15 protein-coding genes, 4 tRNA genes and 1 riboswitch are annotated in these 17,029 nt (G+C 59.5%); of the genes, 5 read left to right on the forward strand and 14 right to left on the reverse strand.

Features of this window, described 5'->3' with window-relative positions; translation table 11 throughout:
- Positions 1–200: 200 nt before the first annotated feature.
- Positions 201–277, reverse strand: a tRNA-Arg gene (locus tag KW838_RS05515).
- A 290-nt stretch (positions 278–567) separates the two neighbouring features.
- Here KW838_RS05515 and KW838_RS05520 point away from each other — a divergent pair.
- From KW838_RS05520 to KW838_RS05530, 3 genes are all read left to right on the forward strand, one after another.
- On the forward strand, positions 568–789 hold the full coding sequence (locus tag KW838_RS05520) for a hypothetical protein (protein ID WP_102699819.1): 222 nt from the start codon (positions 568–570) through the stop codon (positions 787–789).
- Between the two features lie 21 nt (positions 790–810).
- The gene (locus tag KW838_RS05525; protein ID WP_102699820.1) at positions 811–990 is read left to right on the forward strand and encodes a PA3371 family protein; all 180 of its coding nucleotides are present in this window, start codon (positions 811–813) and stop codon (positions 988–990) included.
- 407 nt (positions 991–1,397) lie between these two features.
- Positions 1,398–1,724, forward strand: coding sequence for an Arc family DNA-binding protein (locus KW838_RS05530; RefSeq protein WP_003178899.1), 327 nt, complete (start codon positions 1,398–1,400; stop codon positions 1,722–1,724).
- 401 nt (positions 1,725–2,125) lie between these two features.
- Here KW838_RS05530 and mgtE read toward each other — a convergent pair whose 3' ends face one another.
- Positions 2,126–3,568, reverse strand: a complete 1,443-nt coding sequence (mgtE, locus tag KW838_RS05535; protein WP_007971042.1) for a magnesium transporter — start codon at positions 3,566–3,568, stop codon at positions 2,126–2,128.
- A gap of 321 nt (positions 3,569–3,889) precedes the next feature.
- Here mgtE and KW838_RS05540 point away from each other — a divergent pair, with 321 nt between their 5' ends.
- Positions 3,890–4,408, forward strand: coding sequence for a cell envelope protein SmpA (locus KW838_RS05540; RefSeq protein ID WP_218500833.1), 519 nt, complete (start codon positions 3,890–3,892; stop codon positions 4,406–4,408).
- A gap of 19 nt (positions 4,409–4,427) precedes the next feature.
- On the opposite strand, the gene KW838_RS05545 is transcribed toward KW838_RS05540, so the two are convergent.
- The 7 genes from KW838_RS05545 to ltaE all read right to left on the reverse strand — a co-directional run bounded on the left by KW838_RS05545 (position 4,428) and on the right by ltaE (position 10,396).
- Positions 4,428–4,504: transfer RNA gene (locus KW838_RS05545), tRNA-Arg, on the reverse strand.
- 72 nt (positions 4,505–4,576) lie between these two features.
- A tRNA-Arg gene (locus KW838_RS05550) sits at positions 4,577–4,653 on the reverse strand.
- Between the two features lie 107 nt (positions 4,654–4,760).
- Positions 4,761–4,851, reverse strand: a tRNA-Ser gene (locus KW838_RS05555).
- Between the two features lie 62 nt (positions 4,852–4,913).
- On the reverse strand, positions 4,914–5,102 hold the full coding sequence (csrA, locus tag KW838_RS05560) for a carbon storage regulator CsrA (RefSeq protein WP_002554426.1): 189 nt from the start codon (positions 5,100–5,102) through the stop codon (positions 4,914–4,916).
- A 188-nt stretch (positions 5,103–5,290) separates the two neighbouring features.
- The gene (locus tag KW838_RS05565; RefSeq protein ID WP_007971040.1) at positions 5,291–6,532 is read right to left on the reverse strand and encodes an aspartate kinase; all 1,242 of its coding nucleotides are present in this window, start codon (positions 6,530–6,532) and stop codon (positions 5,291–5,293) included.
- A gap of 91 nt (positions 6,533–6,623) precedes the next feature.
- Positions 6,624–9,245, reverse strand: a complete 2,622-nt coding sequence (alaS, locus tag KW838_RS05570; protein WP_218500639.1) for an alanine--tRNA ligase — start codon at positions 9,243–9,245, stop codon at positions 6,624–6,626.
- Positions 9,246–9,391: 146 nt separating this feature from the next.
- On the reverse strand, positions 9,392–10,396 hold the full coding sequence (gene ltaE / locus KW838_RS05575; protein ID WP_218500640.1) for a low-specificity L-threonine aldolase: 1,005 nt from the start codon (positions 10,394–10,396) through the stop codon (positions 9,392–9,394).
- A 285-nt stretch (positions 10,397–10,681) separates the two neighbouring features.
- A riboswitch (FMN riboswitch) is annotated at positions 10,682–10,852 on the forward strand.
- A gap of 103 nt (positions 10,853–10,955) precedes the next feature.
- Here ltaE and KW838_RS05580 point away from each other — a divergent pair.
- Positions 10,956–11,465, forward strand: coding sequence for a 6,7-dimethyl-8-ribityllumazine synthase (locus KW838_RS05580; protein ID WP_218500641.1), 510 nt, complete (start codon positions 10,956–10,958; stop codon positions 11,463–11,465).
- A 128-nt stretch (positions 11,466–11,593) separates the two neighbouring features.
- Here the strand turns inward: KW838_RS05580 and astE are convergent, their stop codons facing one another.
- The 5 genes from astE to astA all read right to left on the reverse strand — a co-directional run bounded on the left by astE (position 11,594) and on the right by astA (position 16,944).
- Positions 11,594–12,604, reverse strand: a complete 1,011-nt coding sequence (gene astE / locus KW838_RS05585; RefSeq protein ID WP_116579903.1) for a succinylglutamate desuccinylase — start codon at positions 12,602–12,604, stop codon at positions 11,594–11,596.
- A 12-nt stretch (positions 12,605–12,616) separates the two neighbouring features.
- A complete protein-coding gene (locus tag KW838_RS05590) occupies positions 12,617–12,907 on the reverse strand; it encodes a hypothetical protein (protein WP_007971029.1) in 291 nt (96 codons plus the stop codon).
- 61 nt (positions 12,908–12,968) lie between these two features.
- A complete protein-coding gene (astB, locus tag KW838_RS05595; protein ID WP_102699826.1) occupies positions 12,969–14,315 on the reverse strand; it encodes an N-succinylarginine dihydrolase in 1,347 nt (448 codons plus the stop codon).
- Positions 14,316–14,452: 137 nt separating this feature from the next.
- Positions 14,453–15,922, reverse strand: coding sequence for a succinylglutamate-semialdehyde dehydrogenase (gene astD / locus KW838_RS05600; protein ID WP_218500834.1), 1,470 nt, complete (start codon positions 15,920–15,922; stop codon positions 14,453–14,455).
- Complete coding sequence (gene astA / locus KW838_RS05605; protein ID WP_008049558.1) at positions 15,919–16,944, reverse strand: arginine N-succinyltransferase; 1,026 nt, start codon at positions 16,942–16,944, stop codon at positions 15,919–15,921. Before astA ends, astD begins: the two co-directional genes overlap by 4 nt.
- Positions 16,945–17,029: the final 85 nt, after the last annotated feature.

Here is a 17,029-nt window from a genome sequence, read left to right on the forward strand (position 1 = left end):
AACTATGAACAAGCACTACAGGCCGCACATCGGCGGATACTCCCAGACGGAATGGGAGATTCAGACTACGTGGGAGAGGAGACGGATAGTCGCGAAGGCAGGGTTGATGGCTTCGATAAACCCCGGGCATCTGAGTTTGTCGAACGTGATCTACACGTCGTGATAAGGAGGCGTTGGAACAGGCGGGGAGCTGCAGAATATGGTGTCCCAGGGCAGGTTCGAACTGCCAACCTTCCCCTTAGGAGGGGGATGCTCTATCCAATTGAGCTACTGAGACACAAGTCGGCCGCGAAGAAACGCGGTGCGATGGACGGCGTGCATGTTAACGGCCGGGCTGGCTTTTGTCATGTCGTCCGTAGGCTTTTTAAGTGTAGGCAGACGCCTCGGCCGAGCGCGGACTTGTTGACCGTGCAAATTGCATCAATGCAAAAAGCCATCATTGCAAAATGCAATATGGAGCTTTACCAAAAATAACTTAATTCATTGTTTTTAAAGAATTTAATTGTCGATAAACTCTGGCATGCGAGCTGCTTCTGCTGTTCTCACAGAACAACCGAGGTCCGCGCCATGAAATGCGCCCTTTTACTCTCGAATGCAATCGCACTGGCAGTTTTACTGGGATTTCATTTTTTTCCCGAGAGCAGCGCGACGCAGGTTGCCCAACGCATCCCGCATTACCTTCAGTTGCAGAAGGCTCCGCAGCTGGCAGCGATAAGCGACCAGCACGGTTTTGTCAGCCAGGAAAACATCCCGGTGCCGAACCCGCCTGCCGAACGTTTGGTATTTTGAATCCCCCATCAGGAGCACCGCATGTCCAGATCAGCCGCGAGTTTCTTCATCCTCGCCTTGTTGAGCGGCATTTTTCATCTGTCATTGACCCAGGACATGGTCGTCACCCTCCCCCTGATCGCCTGTGGTGTATTCACCGCTCTGTTCGTGCTCGCATTGATTGTCGGACGCAAGATCAAGTTTGATCCGGTACTGCGTTGACCCTGGCTTGGCAGATTCAGTGCCTGCCATCCATCCTGAATTCAGCCCCTCAATACGACCTCCCCTAGTAAATCGGCCATTTGCCACTATTCTGTAAGGGTAAGGAACAGGGATCGAGTCCGCTTTTTTCCTCCCGCCAGAGACCTTTCGTCGGTCGGAGAAAGCACCAAGCGAAACGACCCGGTCAAACTTTTCAAACCAGTGCGCATTTCTGATAATTGGTGCTGGCAGAACGCCTTTATCCAGTTCAATATTTGTCACAGAATTGACGCCAAGGATCTGGCTGGTTTGAGGCATGATGCGCGCCTCTATCAATTCAGGTTGAACATTTGGTCAGAGAGCTTGTCCTACCAGACATCCTGCGGCCAATCCCGAAAACCGCTCCCCTGAACTAACCGGTTAAATATATGCGCCCATTGAAACAGGCAATTTATTCCAGCCGTACGGCTGACAAGTTCGTCGTACGTCTGCCAGACGGAATGCGTGAACGCATTGCCGAGGTGGCTCGCAATCATCATCGCAGCATGAACTCCGAAATCATTGCGCGCCTTGAGCAGAGTCTTATTCAGGAAGGCGCACTGGGAGAAGAGTTGAGCATGCGCCTGGACAGCCCGGAGCTTTCCTTGCACGAACGGGAGCTGCTGCAACGCTTCCGCCAACTGTCCCATCGACAGCAGAACGCCCTGGTGTCACTGATCGCTCATGACGCTGAAATGGCCGCCGACGCGTCCTGATTCAGCCAGAAAGCTCAAGCCAGCCTGATCGCTGGCTTTTTTTTGGTTTTTTCACAGGCTTGAGCGTGGGCACCACCCCGTGCAGGAGCCCCTGTGGGAGCTGGCTTGCCAGCGATGGTCGCTAACGATGACGCGGGCAAACTGGATAAACGCAGCGCCCTTGAGTCCATCGCCAGCAGGCTGGCTCCTACAGTTTCAGCGTGGGCATGGCCCCCTGTGGGAGCTGGCTTGCCTGCGATGATCGTTAACGATGACGCGGGCAAACTGGATAAACGCAGCGCCCTTGAGTCCATCGCCAGCAAGCTGGCTCCTACAGTTTCCCAGGCTGTGTGAAGAATTTTTTTGCCTGAAACCCGGGCACAAAAAACCCGCCAGAAGGCGGGTTTTCAGTGAACAGGACGTCAAAGCAGGAAAATTGTCGCCAACCCGAGGAAGATGAAAAAGCCTCCGCTGTCGGTCATGGCCGTAATCATCACACTGGCTCCCATCGCAGGATCACGGCCCATCTTCGCCAGGGTCATCGGAATCAAGACCCCCATCAATGCCGCCAGCAACAGGTTGAGCGTCATCGCGGCGGTCATCACCACGCCGAGCGACCAGCTGCCATACAGCAGATAGGCGACCACACCGATCACCCCGCCCCATATCACACCGTTGATCAAGGCGACTGCCAACTCCTTGCGCATCAGGCGCGAGGTATTGCCGGTGCTCACCTGGTCCAGCGCCATGGCCCGAACAATCATGGTGATGGTCTGGTTGCCCGAGTTACCACCGATCCCCGCCACGATCGGCATCAACGCCGCCAGCGCCACGAGCTTCTCGATCGAACCCTCGAACAAACCGATGACCCGGGAAGCCACGAACGCGGTAATCAGGTTGATCGCCAGCCAGGCCCAGCGGTTACGCAGGGATTTCCAGACCGACGCAAAAATGTCTTCTTCTTCACGCAGACCCGCCATGTTGAGAACTTCGCTTTCGCTCTCTTCACGGATCAGGTCAACCATTTCATCGATGGTCAGACGGCCGATCAGCTTGCCGTTCTTGTCGACCACGGGCGCGGAGATCAAGTCGTAACGCTCGAACGCCTGGGCGGCATCATAGGCGTCTTCGTCCGGGTGAAAGCTCACCGGATCGCTGGCCATCACCTCGGAAACCTGTTTGTCCGGATCGTTGACCAGCAAACGCTTGATCGGCAACACACCCTTGAGGACGCCGTCGTAATCAACCACGAACAGCTTGTCGGTGTGGCCCGGCAGCTCTTTCAGACGACGCAGATAACGCAGGACCACTTCAAGACTGACATCCTCGCGGATGGTCACCATCTCGAAGTCCATCAGCGCACCGACCTGCTCCTCGTCGTAGGACAGTGCCGAACGCACACGTTCGCGTTGTTGCTGGTCGAGGGTCTCCATGAGCTCATGGACGACGTCTCGCGGCAGCTCGGAGGCCAGGTCAGCGAGTTCGTCGGCATCCATGTCCTTGGCGGCTGCCAGGAGCTCGTGATCATCCATGTCGGCGATCAGCGATTCACGGACCGAATCGGATACTTCAAGGAGGATGTCGCCGTCGCGATCGGCCTTGACCAATTGCCAGAGCGTCAGACGATCGTCCAGCGGCAAGGCTTCAAGGATGTAGGCGACGTCGGCGGAGTGCAGGTCATCGAGCTTGCGTTGCAACTCGACGAGGTTCTGCCGGTGGACCAGGTTCTCGACCCGGTCATGATGCGGGCCTTCCTGGCGGTGAGTCAGGTCTTCTACCACTCGCTGGCGCTGCAGCAACTCAACCACCTGAGCCAGGCGATCCTGCAAGCTTTCCTGCGTTTTCTTTACTTCAACTTCGGACATAGGCGAACTCCACTCCCAGCAGCGGGGCACGCCGGAAGGATCAATCAGTCAATTCATGATTGGTAAAACGGGGTACTGAGTAACTACTGGGTAAGTCCATGGAGGTATTCCACAAGCCCCGGCGGGGCTGACGGGCGCAATGATACACCGCCTGACGGTTTTAAACGTTAAAAAATCTTGGCTGAAACAAGCGCTTGCATAACAAACCTGAGCATCGTCCTGATCCGTGAAAGTGCGACGACGTATTCTGAAAAGAAAACACACGCCGCTTCGAAAATTGTAGCCGCTACCCTTGAAAAGGAACGTCATGGAGGACGCCTGATGCCATCATCTTCACAATTCTTCTTACTGCTCAGCCTGCTCAGCCCCCTGCCCCTGGCACTCGCCACCAGCGTTCACCGCTGTGAGGCGGCCAATGGGCGCATCACCTTCACCACACTGAGTTGTGCCGCAGGAGAAAGCGTTTCACTTCAGGATGTCCGCGCGTTTACACCCGGCAGCACGATGGCGCTTATGCCGCCAGCCGAACCTCGTGAAACATCAGGAATGAAAATCCAAAGGAAAGAGCCGACCGTGGTCGGTCAGGCGCAGGACAAGTGCGGAAACCTGATCACTGCCAAGCAGCGCCGGGAGGCGATCATGCATCAGCGAGTGATCGCCGGCATGACCCAGCAAGACGTCGAAAGCGCCCTCGGCAAGCCGGACAGGATCAGTATTCGCAATTCAGCCACGAGCTACCGCTACGACACCCTGCGAGGTCGTAGCGCAAACGTAGAGTTCGATGAGAAGGGATGCACGAAAGGAAAAGCCAAATCCCGGACGGCAAAAAGCCCGCATTAAATGCGGGCTTTCTGTTGTATGGTGCACTCGACAGGATTCGAACCTGTGACCGCTCGGTTCGTAGCCGAGTACTCTATCCAGCTGAGCTACGAGTGCAATTTGTGTTTTTAGACCAGATCACAACTGGTTGAAGCCAAGTCATTCACATTACTGCAGATGACTCTTAAATGGTGCACTCGACAGGATTCGAACCTGTGACCGCTCGGTTCGTAGCCGAGTACTCTATCCAGCTGAGCTACGAGTGCATTTGTTGCCGCGCATTATAGGCCGTCTAATCTCTATGTCAAACACTTTTTCTAGTAATTTCAACAACTTACCGAAAAAGCCAGATTACAACGTACTAAGCAAATAATGGCGGAGAACGGGGGATTCGAACCCCCGACACCCTTTTGAGGTGTACTCCCTTAGCAGGGGAGCGCCTTCGGCCACTCGGCCAGCTCTCCGCAACACGGGGCGTATATTAACCAGCTTCTTCCCCGTTTGCAAACATAAAAAACGATAAAAATTAATGGCTTGGTTCTTCGTCCTTCTCTTTCTTGATACGCAGGTAAATTTCTTCCCGGTGAACCGCTACCTCTTTAGGGGCATTAACACCGATGCGCACTTGATTTCCTTTGACGCCGAGTACGGTCACGGTGATTTCGCCATCACCGATAATCAGGCTTTCTGCACACCGACGAGTCAGAATCAGCATACCTTTCTCCTCACGCATTTCATTTCAGGGACAACAGTCTGCAAAAAAAAGGCACTCGACCCACAACCGGAGCGGTCGCAGCCCTACATGCCTGAGTATTGACTAGCGCGAGCAAAAGAACAGTCTCGGGGGTCACGCCATTCAAAAAAACAAAAGGCGCGGTCAGACCGCGCCTTCTGGCAAACGCATCACTCGCCCTGGCGGGCCGGTGCGTCCAGTTCGAAAGCCGTGTGCAGAGCGCGCACAGCCAGTTCCAGGTACTTCTCTTCGATCACTACGGAGACTTTGATTTCCGAGGTCGAGATCATCTGGATGTTGATGCTTTCCTTGGCCAGGGATTCGAACATGCGGCTGGCCACGCCTGCGTGAGAGCGCATGCCGACGCCGACGATCGAGACCTTGGCGATCTTGGTGTCGCCCACGACTTCACGGGCACCCAGCTCGCCAGCGGTTTTTTCCAGCACGGCTTGCGCCGCCTGGTAGTCGTTACGGTGCACGGTGAAGGTGAAGTCGGTGGTGTTATCGTGCGCGACGTTCTGCACGATCATGTCGACTTCGATGTTCGCGGCACTGATCGGGCCGAGAATCTTGAAGGCAACGCCCGGGATGTCTGGCACGCCACGGATGGTCAGCTTGGCTTCATCGCGGTTGAAAGCGATACCGGAAATGATCGGCTGTTCCATGGTTTCCTCTTCATCAATAGTAATGAGGGTGCCCGGACCCTCCTTGAAGCTGTGCAGTACGCGCAGCGGAACGTTGTACTTGCCGGCGAACTCGACCGCGCGGATCTGCAACACCTTGGAACCGAGGCTGGCCATTTCCAGCATCTCTTCGAAGGTGATCTTGTCCAGGCGCTGGGCCACGGACACCACGCGCGGGTCGGTGGTGTAGACGCCGTCGACGTCGGTGTAGATCTGGCATTCGTCAGCCTTCAGGGCCGCCGCCAGCGCCACGCCCGTGGTGTCGGAACCGCCACGACCGAGGGTGGTGATGTTGCCGTGCTCGTCGACGCCCTGGAAACCGGCGACAACCACCACACGACCTGCCTTCAGGTCACCGCGAATCTTCTGGTCATCAATCTGCAAGATACGCGCTTTATTGTGCGCGCTATCCGTCAGAATCCGCACCTGGTTACCGGTGTACGACACCGCCGGTACGCCGCGCTTGATCAGCGCCATGGCCAACAGGGCAATCGTCACCTGCTCACCGGTGGAGACGATCACGTCCAGCTCGCGCGGAACCGGTTGGCCGTCGCCACTGATTTGCTTGGCCAGATCGATCAGACGGTTGGTTTCGCCGCTCATTGCAGACAGCACAACCACCAGGTCATCGCCGGCATCGCGGAATTTCTTAACCTTGTCGGCGACCTGCTCGATTCTCTCGACAGTGCCGACCGAGGTGCCTCCAAATTTCTGTACGATCAAAGCCATTTCAAAGCCGCCTCTGCCCATGAAGGGCGCCCAAATAATCACTCAAACAGCGTTGCGGCCCGCCACTAGACTACGAGCCGCAAGCACTGCCTTATAGACCCTGCTCTACAAACGGAACGGTCAGTGCCAGTGCCGCATCCAGTGCGCCAGCGTCGGTACCGCCGCCTTGCGCCATGTCTGGACGACCACCGCCCTTCCCGCCCACTGCCGCAGCGGCTTGCTTCATCAAATCACCGGCTTTGAGTTGGCCAGTCAGGTCTTTGGTTACGCCTGCAACCAGAACGACCTTTTCCTCATGGACACTGCCGAGCAGGATCACTGCGCGGCCGAGTTTGTTTTTCAGTTGATCGACCAGCGCCAGCAGCGCCTTGCCATCCTGACCGTCCAGACGCACGGCCAGCACTTTCACACCCTTGACGTCCTGCGCCTGGGCCGACAGATCGTCGCCCGCGGCACTGGCAGCCTTGGCTTGCAACTGCTCGAGTTGCTTCTCCAGCAGACGGTTGCGCTCCAGCACAGCCGACAGCTTGTCGATCAGGTTGTCGCGGCTGCCCTTGACCAGGCTCGCCGCTTCCTTGAGTTGTTCTTCCGCCGCATTCAAGTAGGCCAGTGCTGCTGCACCGGTGAGGGCTTCAATACGACGCACACCCGATGCCACACCGCCTTCGCTGATGATTTTCAGCAGGCCGATGTCGCCGGTACGGTTGGCGTGGATACCGCCGCACAGCTCGACGGAGAAGTCCCCCATGCTCAGTACGCGCACGTTGTCGCCGTATTTCTCGCCGAACAGCGCCATGGCGCCTTTCTGCTTGGCGGTTTCGATATCGGTTTCTTCGGTTTCAACCTCGGAATTCTTGCGAATCTCGGCGTTGACGATGTCTTCCAGCGCTTTCAGTTGCTCAGGCTTGATCGCTTCGAAGTGGCTGAAGTCAAAGCGCAGGCGCTGACTGTCGACCAACGAACCTTTCTGCTGGACGTGGTCGCCCAGTACCTGGCGCAACGCGGCGTGCAGCAAGTGAGTCGCCGAGTGATTCAGCGAAGTCGCGTGACGCACTTCGGCGTCGACATGAGTCTCCACCGGCGTACCTACGATCAGACTGCCCGAATCCAGCACGCCGTGGTGCAGGAACGCGCCACCGGTCTTGGTGGTGTCGCGCACGTCGAAGCGCGCAGCACCGGCCTGCAGGAAACCGCAATCACCGATCTGACCACCGGACTCCGCATAGAACGGCGTCTGATCGAGGACGATCACGCCCTCTTCGCCTTCGCTCAGCACGTCAACCGATTGCCCGTCCTTATAGAGAGCAACGATTTTGGCGGAACCGCTGTGAGCGGTGTAACCGGTGAACTCGGTGTCCACATCGACCTTGACCAGGCTGTTGTAGTCCATGCCGAAGGAACTGGCGGAACGGGCACGGACGCGCTGGGCTTCCATTTCACGCTCGAAACCTGCTTCGTCGATGGTCAGGCTGCGCTCGCGAGCGATGTCGCCGGTCAGGTCCATCGGGAAACCGTAGGTGTCGTAGAGTTTGAACACCACGTCGCCCGGCACCACGTCGCCTTTGAGTTCAGCCAGGTCCTGCTCGAGGATCTTCAGGCCCTGCTCCAGGGTCTTGGCGAATTGCTCTTCTTCGGCCTTCAGCACGCGCTCGATGTGCGCCTGCTGGGCTTTCAGTTCAGGGAAGGCCTCGCCCATCTCGGCAACCAGGGCCGCGACGATCTGGTAGAAGAAGCTGCCCTTGGCGCCCAGCTTGTTGCCGTGACGGCAGGCGCGACGGATGATCCGGCGCAGCACGTAGCCACGGCCTTCGTTGGACGGCAGCACGCCGTCGGCGATCAGGAAACCGCAGGAACGGATGTGGTCAGCCACGACTTTCAGCGAAGCCTGGGCGTCGTTGGTGCAGCCGATGGCCTTGGCCGAAGCGCTCAGCAGGCTCTGGAACAGGTCGATTTCATAGTTCGAGTGAACGTGCTGCAGCACGGCACTGATCCGCTCCAGGCCCATGCCGGTGTCCACCGACGGCGCTGGCAGCGGGTGCAACACGCCGTCGGCGGTGCGGTTGAACTGCATGAACACGTTGTTCCAGATCTCGATGTAACGGTCACCGTCTTCTTCCGGCGAGCCCGGTGGGCCGCCCCAGATGTCGGCGCCGTGATCGTAGAAAATCTCGGTGCAAGGACCGCACGGACCGGTATCGCCCATGGTCCAGAAGTTGTCGGAAGCGTACGGCGCGCCCTTGTTGTCGCCGATGCGCACCATGCGCTCGGCCGGAACGCCGATTTCCTTGGTCCAGATGTCGTACGCCTCGTCATCGCTGGCGTAGACGGTGACCCAGAGCTTTTCCTTCGGCAGGTTCAGCCACTTGTCGGAAGTCAGGAAGTTCCAGGCGTAGCTGATGGCATCACGCTTGAAATAATCGCCAAAGCTGAAGTTACCCAGCATTTCGAAGAAGGTGTGGTGACGAGCGGTATAACCGACGTTTTCCAGGTCGTTGTGCTTGCCGCCGGCGCGCACGCATTTCTGGCTGCTGACCGCGCGGGTGTACGCACGTTTTTCCTGGCCCAGGAAGCAGTCCTTGAACTGGTTCATCCCCGCGTTGGTGAACAGCAGGGTTGGGTCGTTGCCCGGAATCAAAGAGCTGGAGGCTACACGGGTGTGGCCTTGCTCTTCGAAGAAGCGAAGGAAGGCTTCACGGATTTCTGCGCTTTTCATTAGGTTCTTCCACGGAGGCTGCGGCCAAAGGCCTGTTCGAAACGTCAACAGACGAAGCGACGGCAAAGGGCCGCATTATATCGGCCCTGCGCGCGGGGTGCAGCGTGTTTATACGATAGAAACAGTCAATTGGAGCGCTAACGCTATCACTTGCGCGAAAAGTCGACGAATGTCGCGACGACTTGCTCGATTTGCGCACGGCTGACATCCATGTGCGTGACCATGCGCAGACGCGCGGCCGCACTGAGCTTGATCCCGCGCTCGGCGGCAAAGGCCTTGAGCGCTTCGGCCTGGTCGCCCATCTGCACATATACCATATTGGTCTGCACCGGCTCGACCTCGAAGCCCGCCGCACGCAGGCCTTCGGCCAGCACTAACGCGTTGGCATGGTCATCGGCCAGGCGCTGAACGTTGTGATCCAGCGCATACAGGCCGGCCGCCGCGAGAATACCGGCCTGACGCATGCCGCCACCGACCATCTTGCGCAGCCGCCGGGCCTTGCCGATCAGCTCGACCGAGCCGCACAGCACCGAACCGACCGGGGCACCCAGGCCTTTGGACAGGCACACCGAGACCGAATCGAAATACCGGGTGATTTCCCGGGCATCCACACCCAGCTTCACTGCCGCGTTGTACAAGCGTGCGCCGTCCAGATGCAGCTGCAAACCCTGTTCGCGGGTAAAACTGCGCGCCCGAGCCAGGTACTCCAGCGGCAGGACCTTGCCCTGCATGGTGTTTTCCAGCGCCAGCAAGCGGGTGCGGGCGAAGTGGAAGTCGTCCGGTTTGATCGCCGCCGCGACCTGTGCCAGGTCCAGCGAACCATCGGCCTGCACTTCCAGCGGCTGTGGCTGGATCGAACCGAGCACCGCTGCGCCGCCACCTTCGTACTTATAGGTGTGGGCCTGCTGGCCGACGATGTACTCGTCACCGCGCTCGCAGTGGGCCATCAACCCCAGCAGATTGCTCATGGTCCCGGTCGGCACGAACAGCGCCGCGGCAAACCCCAGGCGCTTGGCCAGTTCGGCCTCCAGCTGATTGACCGTCGGATCTTCGCCATACACGTCGTCGCCGGTGGCGGCTTTGGCCATCGCGTCCAGCATGCCGGCGCAGGGTTGGGTGACGGTGTCGCTGCGAAGATCGATAACGCTCATGAATCTGGCCTCGGTAAGCAGGGGAAATCCCTTTCAGGAAAGAATTACTGCGGGCATGGCGACGATTAATCAACCCTTGAACGAGTAAAAGACGAAATGCGCCCATGTGGGAGCGGGCTTGCTCGCGAAGGCGGACTGACAGTCGACATTTGCGCTGGATGTTAAACCGTCTTCGCGAGCAAGCCCGCTCCCACAGGTTCCACACCTTAACTGACCGGTATTGGCCATGCGCATATCGGAAATATGTGATAAAAACGCTGCGCCGCCAAACATTCCGGCGGCAAAAAACGTTCTCAGGGCGGGGTGCAACTCCCCACCGGCGGTAATTGCGCGCAATGCGCATAGCCCGCGAGCGCTTGATGACAGCACGGCTTCGGCGGTGCCTGAAAGCAAGGTCAGCAGACCCGGTGTGATCCCGGGGCCGACGGTCATAGTCCGGATGAAGAGAGAACGGGATTGACACTAGAGGGCCGACCGCCGGCATTCGTGCGAGCGTGCGTACCCTCAGATCCCCTTCGATTCATAACGCCCTGTTTTTCACACAAACAGGAGTCAGAACATGCAACCCACCGCAATTGACAGCAAAAGCAAACACCATCACGGCGAGCGCGTTGCGTTCATCCAGGCCTGCTGGCACAAGGAAATCGTCGATCAGAGCCGTAAAGGTTTCCTCGCCGAAATGATTGCCCAGGGTTATCAGGAATCCGACATCGACTTCTTCGAAGTCGGCGGCGCCTTCGAAATGCCCCTGCACGCCAAGTTGCTGGCCAAGACCGGTCGTTATGCCGGCATCGTCGCGGCCGCCCTGGTGGTGGACGGCGGGATCTACCGTCACGAGTTCGTCGCCCAGTCGGTGGTCAGCGGCCTGATGCAGGTTCAACTGGAAACCGAAGTGCCAGTGCTCTCGGTGTCCCTGACCCCGCACCACTTCCATGCCGGCGAAGAGCACCAGAAGTTCTTCTTCGAGCATTTCGTGCATAAAGGCCAGGAAGCGGCGAAGACCTGTGCGGATACGCTGATGAAAATCCGCGCGCTGCGCCGCACTGAACCGCGTGCGGTAGCGGTCTAACACCGCTATCCCCTGTAGGAGCGAGCTTGCTCGCGATGGTCGTCAACGATAACGCTGGGTATCTGATACCCCGCGGCGTTCTCAAGTCCATCGCGAGCAAGCTCGCTCCTACAGGGATCCAGGTCGGGTCAGGCCAGGTTTTCGTCGGTGGTCGGCACGACCAGGATGCCGGCACGCAAGCCATTCTTCACCCTGGGGTTCGGGAAGATGATCCGGGCGCCCTCTTCCTCGATGATCCAGCGGGTGTTGGCGATGTCTTCCGCCAGCAGGTAACCCACTTCCAGCTCCGAGAAGTTCTCGACGTCCGCCGGCAGGTTCAGGCGAAAGCTATCGCTGTGCTTGATGATTTCCCGCGCCACGCTGTACAGCTGCAAACCGTCCAGTGCCGCTTCAGTCAGTTCCGGCTCGGTGCCTTCGATGATCTGCTTGAGGCGCGCCTCCAGCAGCGAGACGTTGACCCCGGCGTTCTGCCCGAACGGCCGCGCCTTGCCCAATTCCAGGGTAAAGGCCTCGGCACCGAGCTTGTCGTAGGTGTAGGCGCTGAACACGATGGACGGCTTGTTCTGCAGCAACACCGCTTCCATGCCGGCGGCACGCAGGCGCGCCAGTTCCTGGCGGGAATGCTGGCGATCTTCTTTCCACGGGTACAAGGCGAACTGCTCGATTTTCGAGCCTCGAATCGCCGTGTGCAGGTCGTAATGCAACCGCTGACGGTCCGGCAGGCTGAAGAAGCTGGCCGCCAAACGCTCCAGCTCACAGGCGCGCAGGGCTTCGGAGCCGCTGCTTTGTTCGTGACGGCCGTTGAACAGCCGATTGACGTCCTGCTCGACGAAGCGCTCGCCTTTGCGAATCGCTTCGGGGTTGCCAAACAGGAACAGAATACGTGCGCGCGGCTTCAGGTCGCCGCGGGCAATGTCGTGCAACAGGCGATCGAGCAACTCGATCGGCGCTGTTTCGTTGCCGTGGATCCCAGCCGACAGCAGCAGGTCCAGGCCATTGTCACGCGCTTCAGGTGGCCGGACTTCCAGCGCACCTTCGCTCAACCAGCGCATGCGCACGCCTTCGACAGTCAGTTGAGTCTTCTCCGCCGGTTCGCGGCCGGCGAGGGTCAGTTCAAGCAGTTTGCCGAGGGCGAGCATAGAGCGGTTTCCTTAGTGATCGTGGTTGCAATCCGGGCCGTGAACGTGGTCCTCATCGTCGGTGAGGTCAGCCGGTTCCATCTCCAGTTGCAGACTTACCAGATTAGTCGCCAATGGGCGCAGCAGCAGGTTGGCGTATTCGGCATCGCCTTCTTCGACGTCCACGCCGATCAGCAACTGGCCACGGCCGTCCTGCTGGATCCACAGCTCTTTGCCTTGCCACAGGACCGCGACGCGGGTGCAGGACGTCTCCAGTTGCGTGCCGTCGGTGTCTTCAAGGATCAGCTGCAGGGTATCGCTCATGTGTTTACGCTCTCGTTTGAGATGAAGCGACGCGCTGCCATCCGGGGCAGCGCGTCGTCGATCAATTGATCTGGAATGGATAAACCGCGCCCAGTTTAAGGATTTGCGTCAGTTCATCCAGTGCCGTCCGGCACTCAAGCAACAATTGCGGGTCCGCCAGATCGTTTTCGGTCATGCGGTCGCGGTAGTGCTTCTCGACCCATTCGGTCAGTGTGCCGTACAACGGTGCCGTCATGATAACCCCTGGGTTGACGGCCGCCAGTTCAGTTTCGTTGAGTGCGACGCGCAACCGCAGGCAAGCCGGGCCACCGCCGTTCTGCATGCTCTGCTTGAGATCGAAGACTTTCACTTCGCGGATCAGCCCGCCGGAGCTGGTCAAACCCTGCAAGTATTGCCAGACACGCTCGTTGCCACGGCATTCTTCCGGCACGATCAACAGCATGGAGCCGTCAGGACGCGACAGCAGCTGGCTATTGAACAGGTAGGAACGAACGGCATCTTCCACACTGACTGCGGAACGCGGTACGCAGACTGACTGAAATTTCCCACCGGCCTTGGCGAGTTTGCTCTGCAATTCAGCGAGCATCTTCTCGGTCTCGAGGAACGCGTCCTCGTGATAGAACAGCACTTCGCCGTTGCCTACGGCGATCACGTCGTTGTGGAACACGCCCTGGTCGATCACCGAAGGATTCTGCTGGGCGTAGACCACGCCGTCATCACTCAAGCCGTGCAGACGGGCAACGGCCTGGGACGCTTCGAGGGTCTGGCGCGCCGGGTACTTCTGCGGAGCCGGATAGCGGGTGTCGAACGCGCTGCGGCCGAACACGAAAAACTCGACACCGGCTTCGCCGTATTCACGGCAGAAACGCGTGTGGTTGGCCGCCCCTTCGTCACCGAACTGCGCCACGGCCGGCAAGGCGGCATGGTGGGCGAAGTGTTTCTGGTCAGCGAACATCGCACCCAGCACGCGGCTGGTGGTCGGGTGTTCGATGCTGCGGTGATATTTGCAGTTGAGGTTGGCAGCGGTGAAATGCACGCGGCCGTCAGCGGTGTCAGCGCTCGGGCTGACGGTGGCGGCGTTGGCCACCCACATGCTCGAGGCCGAGCAACTGGCCACCAGCAGCGGCATCGCGTCCTTGGCAGCGCGCTCGATCACTTGAGCGTCGGTGCCGCCAAAGCCCAGGCGACGCAGTGCGGCCACATCCGGGCGCTCTTGCGGTGCCAGCACGCCTTGCTGGAAACCCATTTCCATCAGCGCTTTCATCTTCGCCAGGCCCTGCAGCGCCGCTTCCTTGGGGTTGGAAGACTGCTGGCTGTTGCTCTGGGACGCGACGTTGCCGTAGGACAGGCCGCCGTAGTTATGGGTCGGCCCCACTAGACCGTCAAAATTGACTTCATAGGATTTCATCAGCGAGGCTCCACGAGAATCTGTTGTTATAGGCTTCAGTAACTAGATTTGAGACCGAGGCGCGGCCTTCGCGAGCAGGCTCGCTCCCACAGGGAAATGCATTCCAATGTGGGAGCGAGCCTGCTCGCGAATGGGCATCACGCCATCTTCACGCCTGGCGTCAGGGCCGCAGGCATCACCAGGCTCGGCGTTTCCAGCGAGGCCACCGGGTACGCGCAGTAATCCGCTGCGTAGTAGGCGCTGGCGCGATGGTTGCCCGAGGCGCCGACGCCACCGAATGGCGCGCTGCTCGCGGCACCGGTCAGTTGCTTGTTCCAGTTGACGATACCGGCACGGCTTTCCAGCCAGAACTGCTGGTAACGCGCTTCGGAGTCCGACAGCAGACCGGCGGCCAGACCGTAGGCGGTGTCGTTGGCTTCAGCGATCGCCGCTTCAAAATCAGCGTAGCGGATCACTTGCAGCAACGGGCCGAACAGCTCTTCGTCAGGACGATCGGCGACGGCGGTCACATCCAGAATGCCGGGGGTCAGCAAGGCCGACTGAGCCTGAGGCTGGGTCATTTCAAGCAGCGCCACGGCGCCATTGGCCAGCAGGTGTTGCTGGGCATCCATCAGCGCTTTTGCCGCACCGAGGGAAACCACCGAGCCCATGAACGGTGCCGGTTGTTGATCGAAGGCACCGACTTCAATAGTCGCGCTGACGGCAACAAGGCGCGCCAGCAGCGAGTCGCCCCAGGCGCCCTGCGGCACCAGCAAGCGGCGGGCACAGGTGCAACGCTGGCCGGCGGAGATGAACGCCGACTGAATGATGGTGTACACCGCGGCATCGAGGTCGGCGACCTGATCGACCACCAGCGGGTTGTTACCGCCCATTTCCAGCGCGAGGATCTTGTCCGGACGACCGGCGAATTGCTGGTGCAGGTGGTTGCCGGTACGGCTGGAGCCGGTGAAGAACAGGCCGTCGATGCCCGGGTTCGCCGCCAGGGCGATACCGGTTTCGCGAGCGCCTTGCAGCAGGTTCAACACGCCCGCTGGCAGACCGGCCTCGATCCAGCACTTGACCGTCAGTTCGGCCACTTTCGGTGTCAGCTCGCTGGGCTTGAACAGCACGCTGTTACCCGCCAGCAATGCCGGCACGATGTGGCCGTTCGGCAAGTGGCCCGGGAAGTTGTAAGGACCGAATACCGCGACTACACCGTGAGGCTTGTGGCGCAGCACAGCAGTGGCGTCGCCCAGCGGGCCGCTCTTCTCGCCGGTACGCTCGCGGTAGCTCTGCACCGAGATGGCGATCTTGTTGACCATGCTGGTGACTTCGGTCGCCGCTTCCCACAGGGGTTTGCCGGTTTCTTCGCCGATGGTGCGGGCCAGTTCGTCCGCATGATTCTTCAGCGCGGCAGCAAAGGCTTCCAGCACCGAGATACGCTCTTCCAGGGTACGCCGCGCCCAGCCCGGGAACGCCTGACGCGCCGCCTGCACAGCCGACTCGACCTGAGCGGCGGTGGCACCGACGCCGGACCACAGCACCTGCTGGGTCACCGGGTTCAACGACTCGAAGGCTTCACCCTGACCGGTCAGCCATTCACCTGCAATGTAAAGCGACTTCATTATTTCGACTCCCGAGCTGCGGACAACGCCACGGCGCGCACTTGATCGCCAGCGTTGAGTTGAAGACGTTTGGCGGTCTGCGGATCGACCACCAGGGTGCCGGCGGCCAGACGTGCCGGCGCAGCAGTGATGCGGCAGTCTTCGCGCTTGCGGTTGTGAATGATGAATGGCGTGGCGTCGTCACCCGGCGTGCCGACGGCCAGCACCAGCGCCTGGCTGTCGCGTACCGCACGGATCTTGCCGGTTTCGCATTCGATGGCCGGGCCTGCGTCGAAAATGTCGACGTAGCCCTGGTAGCTGAAACCTTCGCTCTTGAGCATGGCCAGCGCCGGCTCGGTGTCCGGGTGCACCTGACCGATCACGTTGCGCGCATCCGGCGACAGGAAGCAGGTGTACAGCGGGAATTTCGGCATCAGTTCGGCGATGAACGCCTTGTTGCCCACGCCGGTCAGGTAATCGGCCTGGCTGAATTCCATCTTGAAGAAGTGACGCCCCAGGCTTTCCCAGAACGGCGAACGCCCGGCTTCGTCGGAAACACCGCGCATTTCGGCGATGATCTTGTTGCCGAACAGTTGCGGGAATTCGGCGATGAACAGCATCCGCGCCTTGGACAGCATGCGGCCATTGAGGCCGCTGCGGTAATCGGCGTGCAGGAACAGCGAGCACAGCTCGGAGTTGCCGGTCAGGTCGTTGGCCAGGAACAGCGTCGGGATTTCGCGATAGATGTTCAGCTCCTGGGAAGCGCTGACCGTCAGGCCGACCCGGAAGTTGTACCAGGGCTCACGCAGGCCGACGGCGCCGGCAATGGCGGAAATGCCCACCACGCGACCGTCATCGTCTTCGAGCACGAACAGGTAGTCCGCGTCGCCCCGCCCGGCTTCGCCGCGAAAGGTCTTCTCGGCCCAGCCGACCCGATGGGCCAGACGTTCTTCATTGGCCGGCAAGGTGGTCAGGCCGGTGCCGGTGCTGCGGGCCAGGTCGATCAGAGCGGGTAAATCGCTGCTGCGTACGGGACGAACGATCATGCTATCTCCTCAAACGGGCCGCTTGCGCCACCCGTGAAACTCGCTGCTTTACTAAGCATTCACTCTTTATAGGCATAGCAGCAGG

The organism is Pseudomonas sp. PDM27 (assembly GCF_019219205.1).
Classification (GTDB): domain Bacteria; phylum Pseudomonadota; class Gammaproteobacteria; order Pseudomonadales; family Pseudomonadaceae; genus Aquipseudomonas; species Aquipseudomonas laurylsulfatiphila.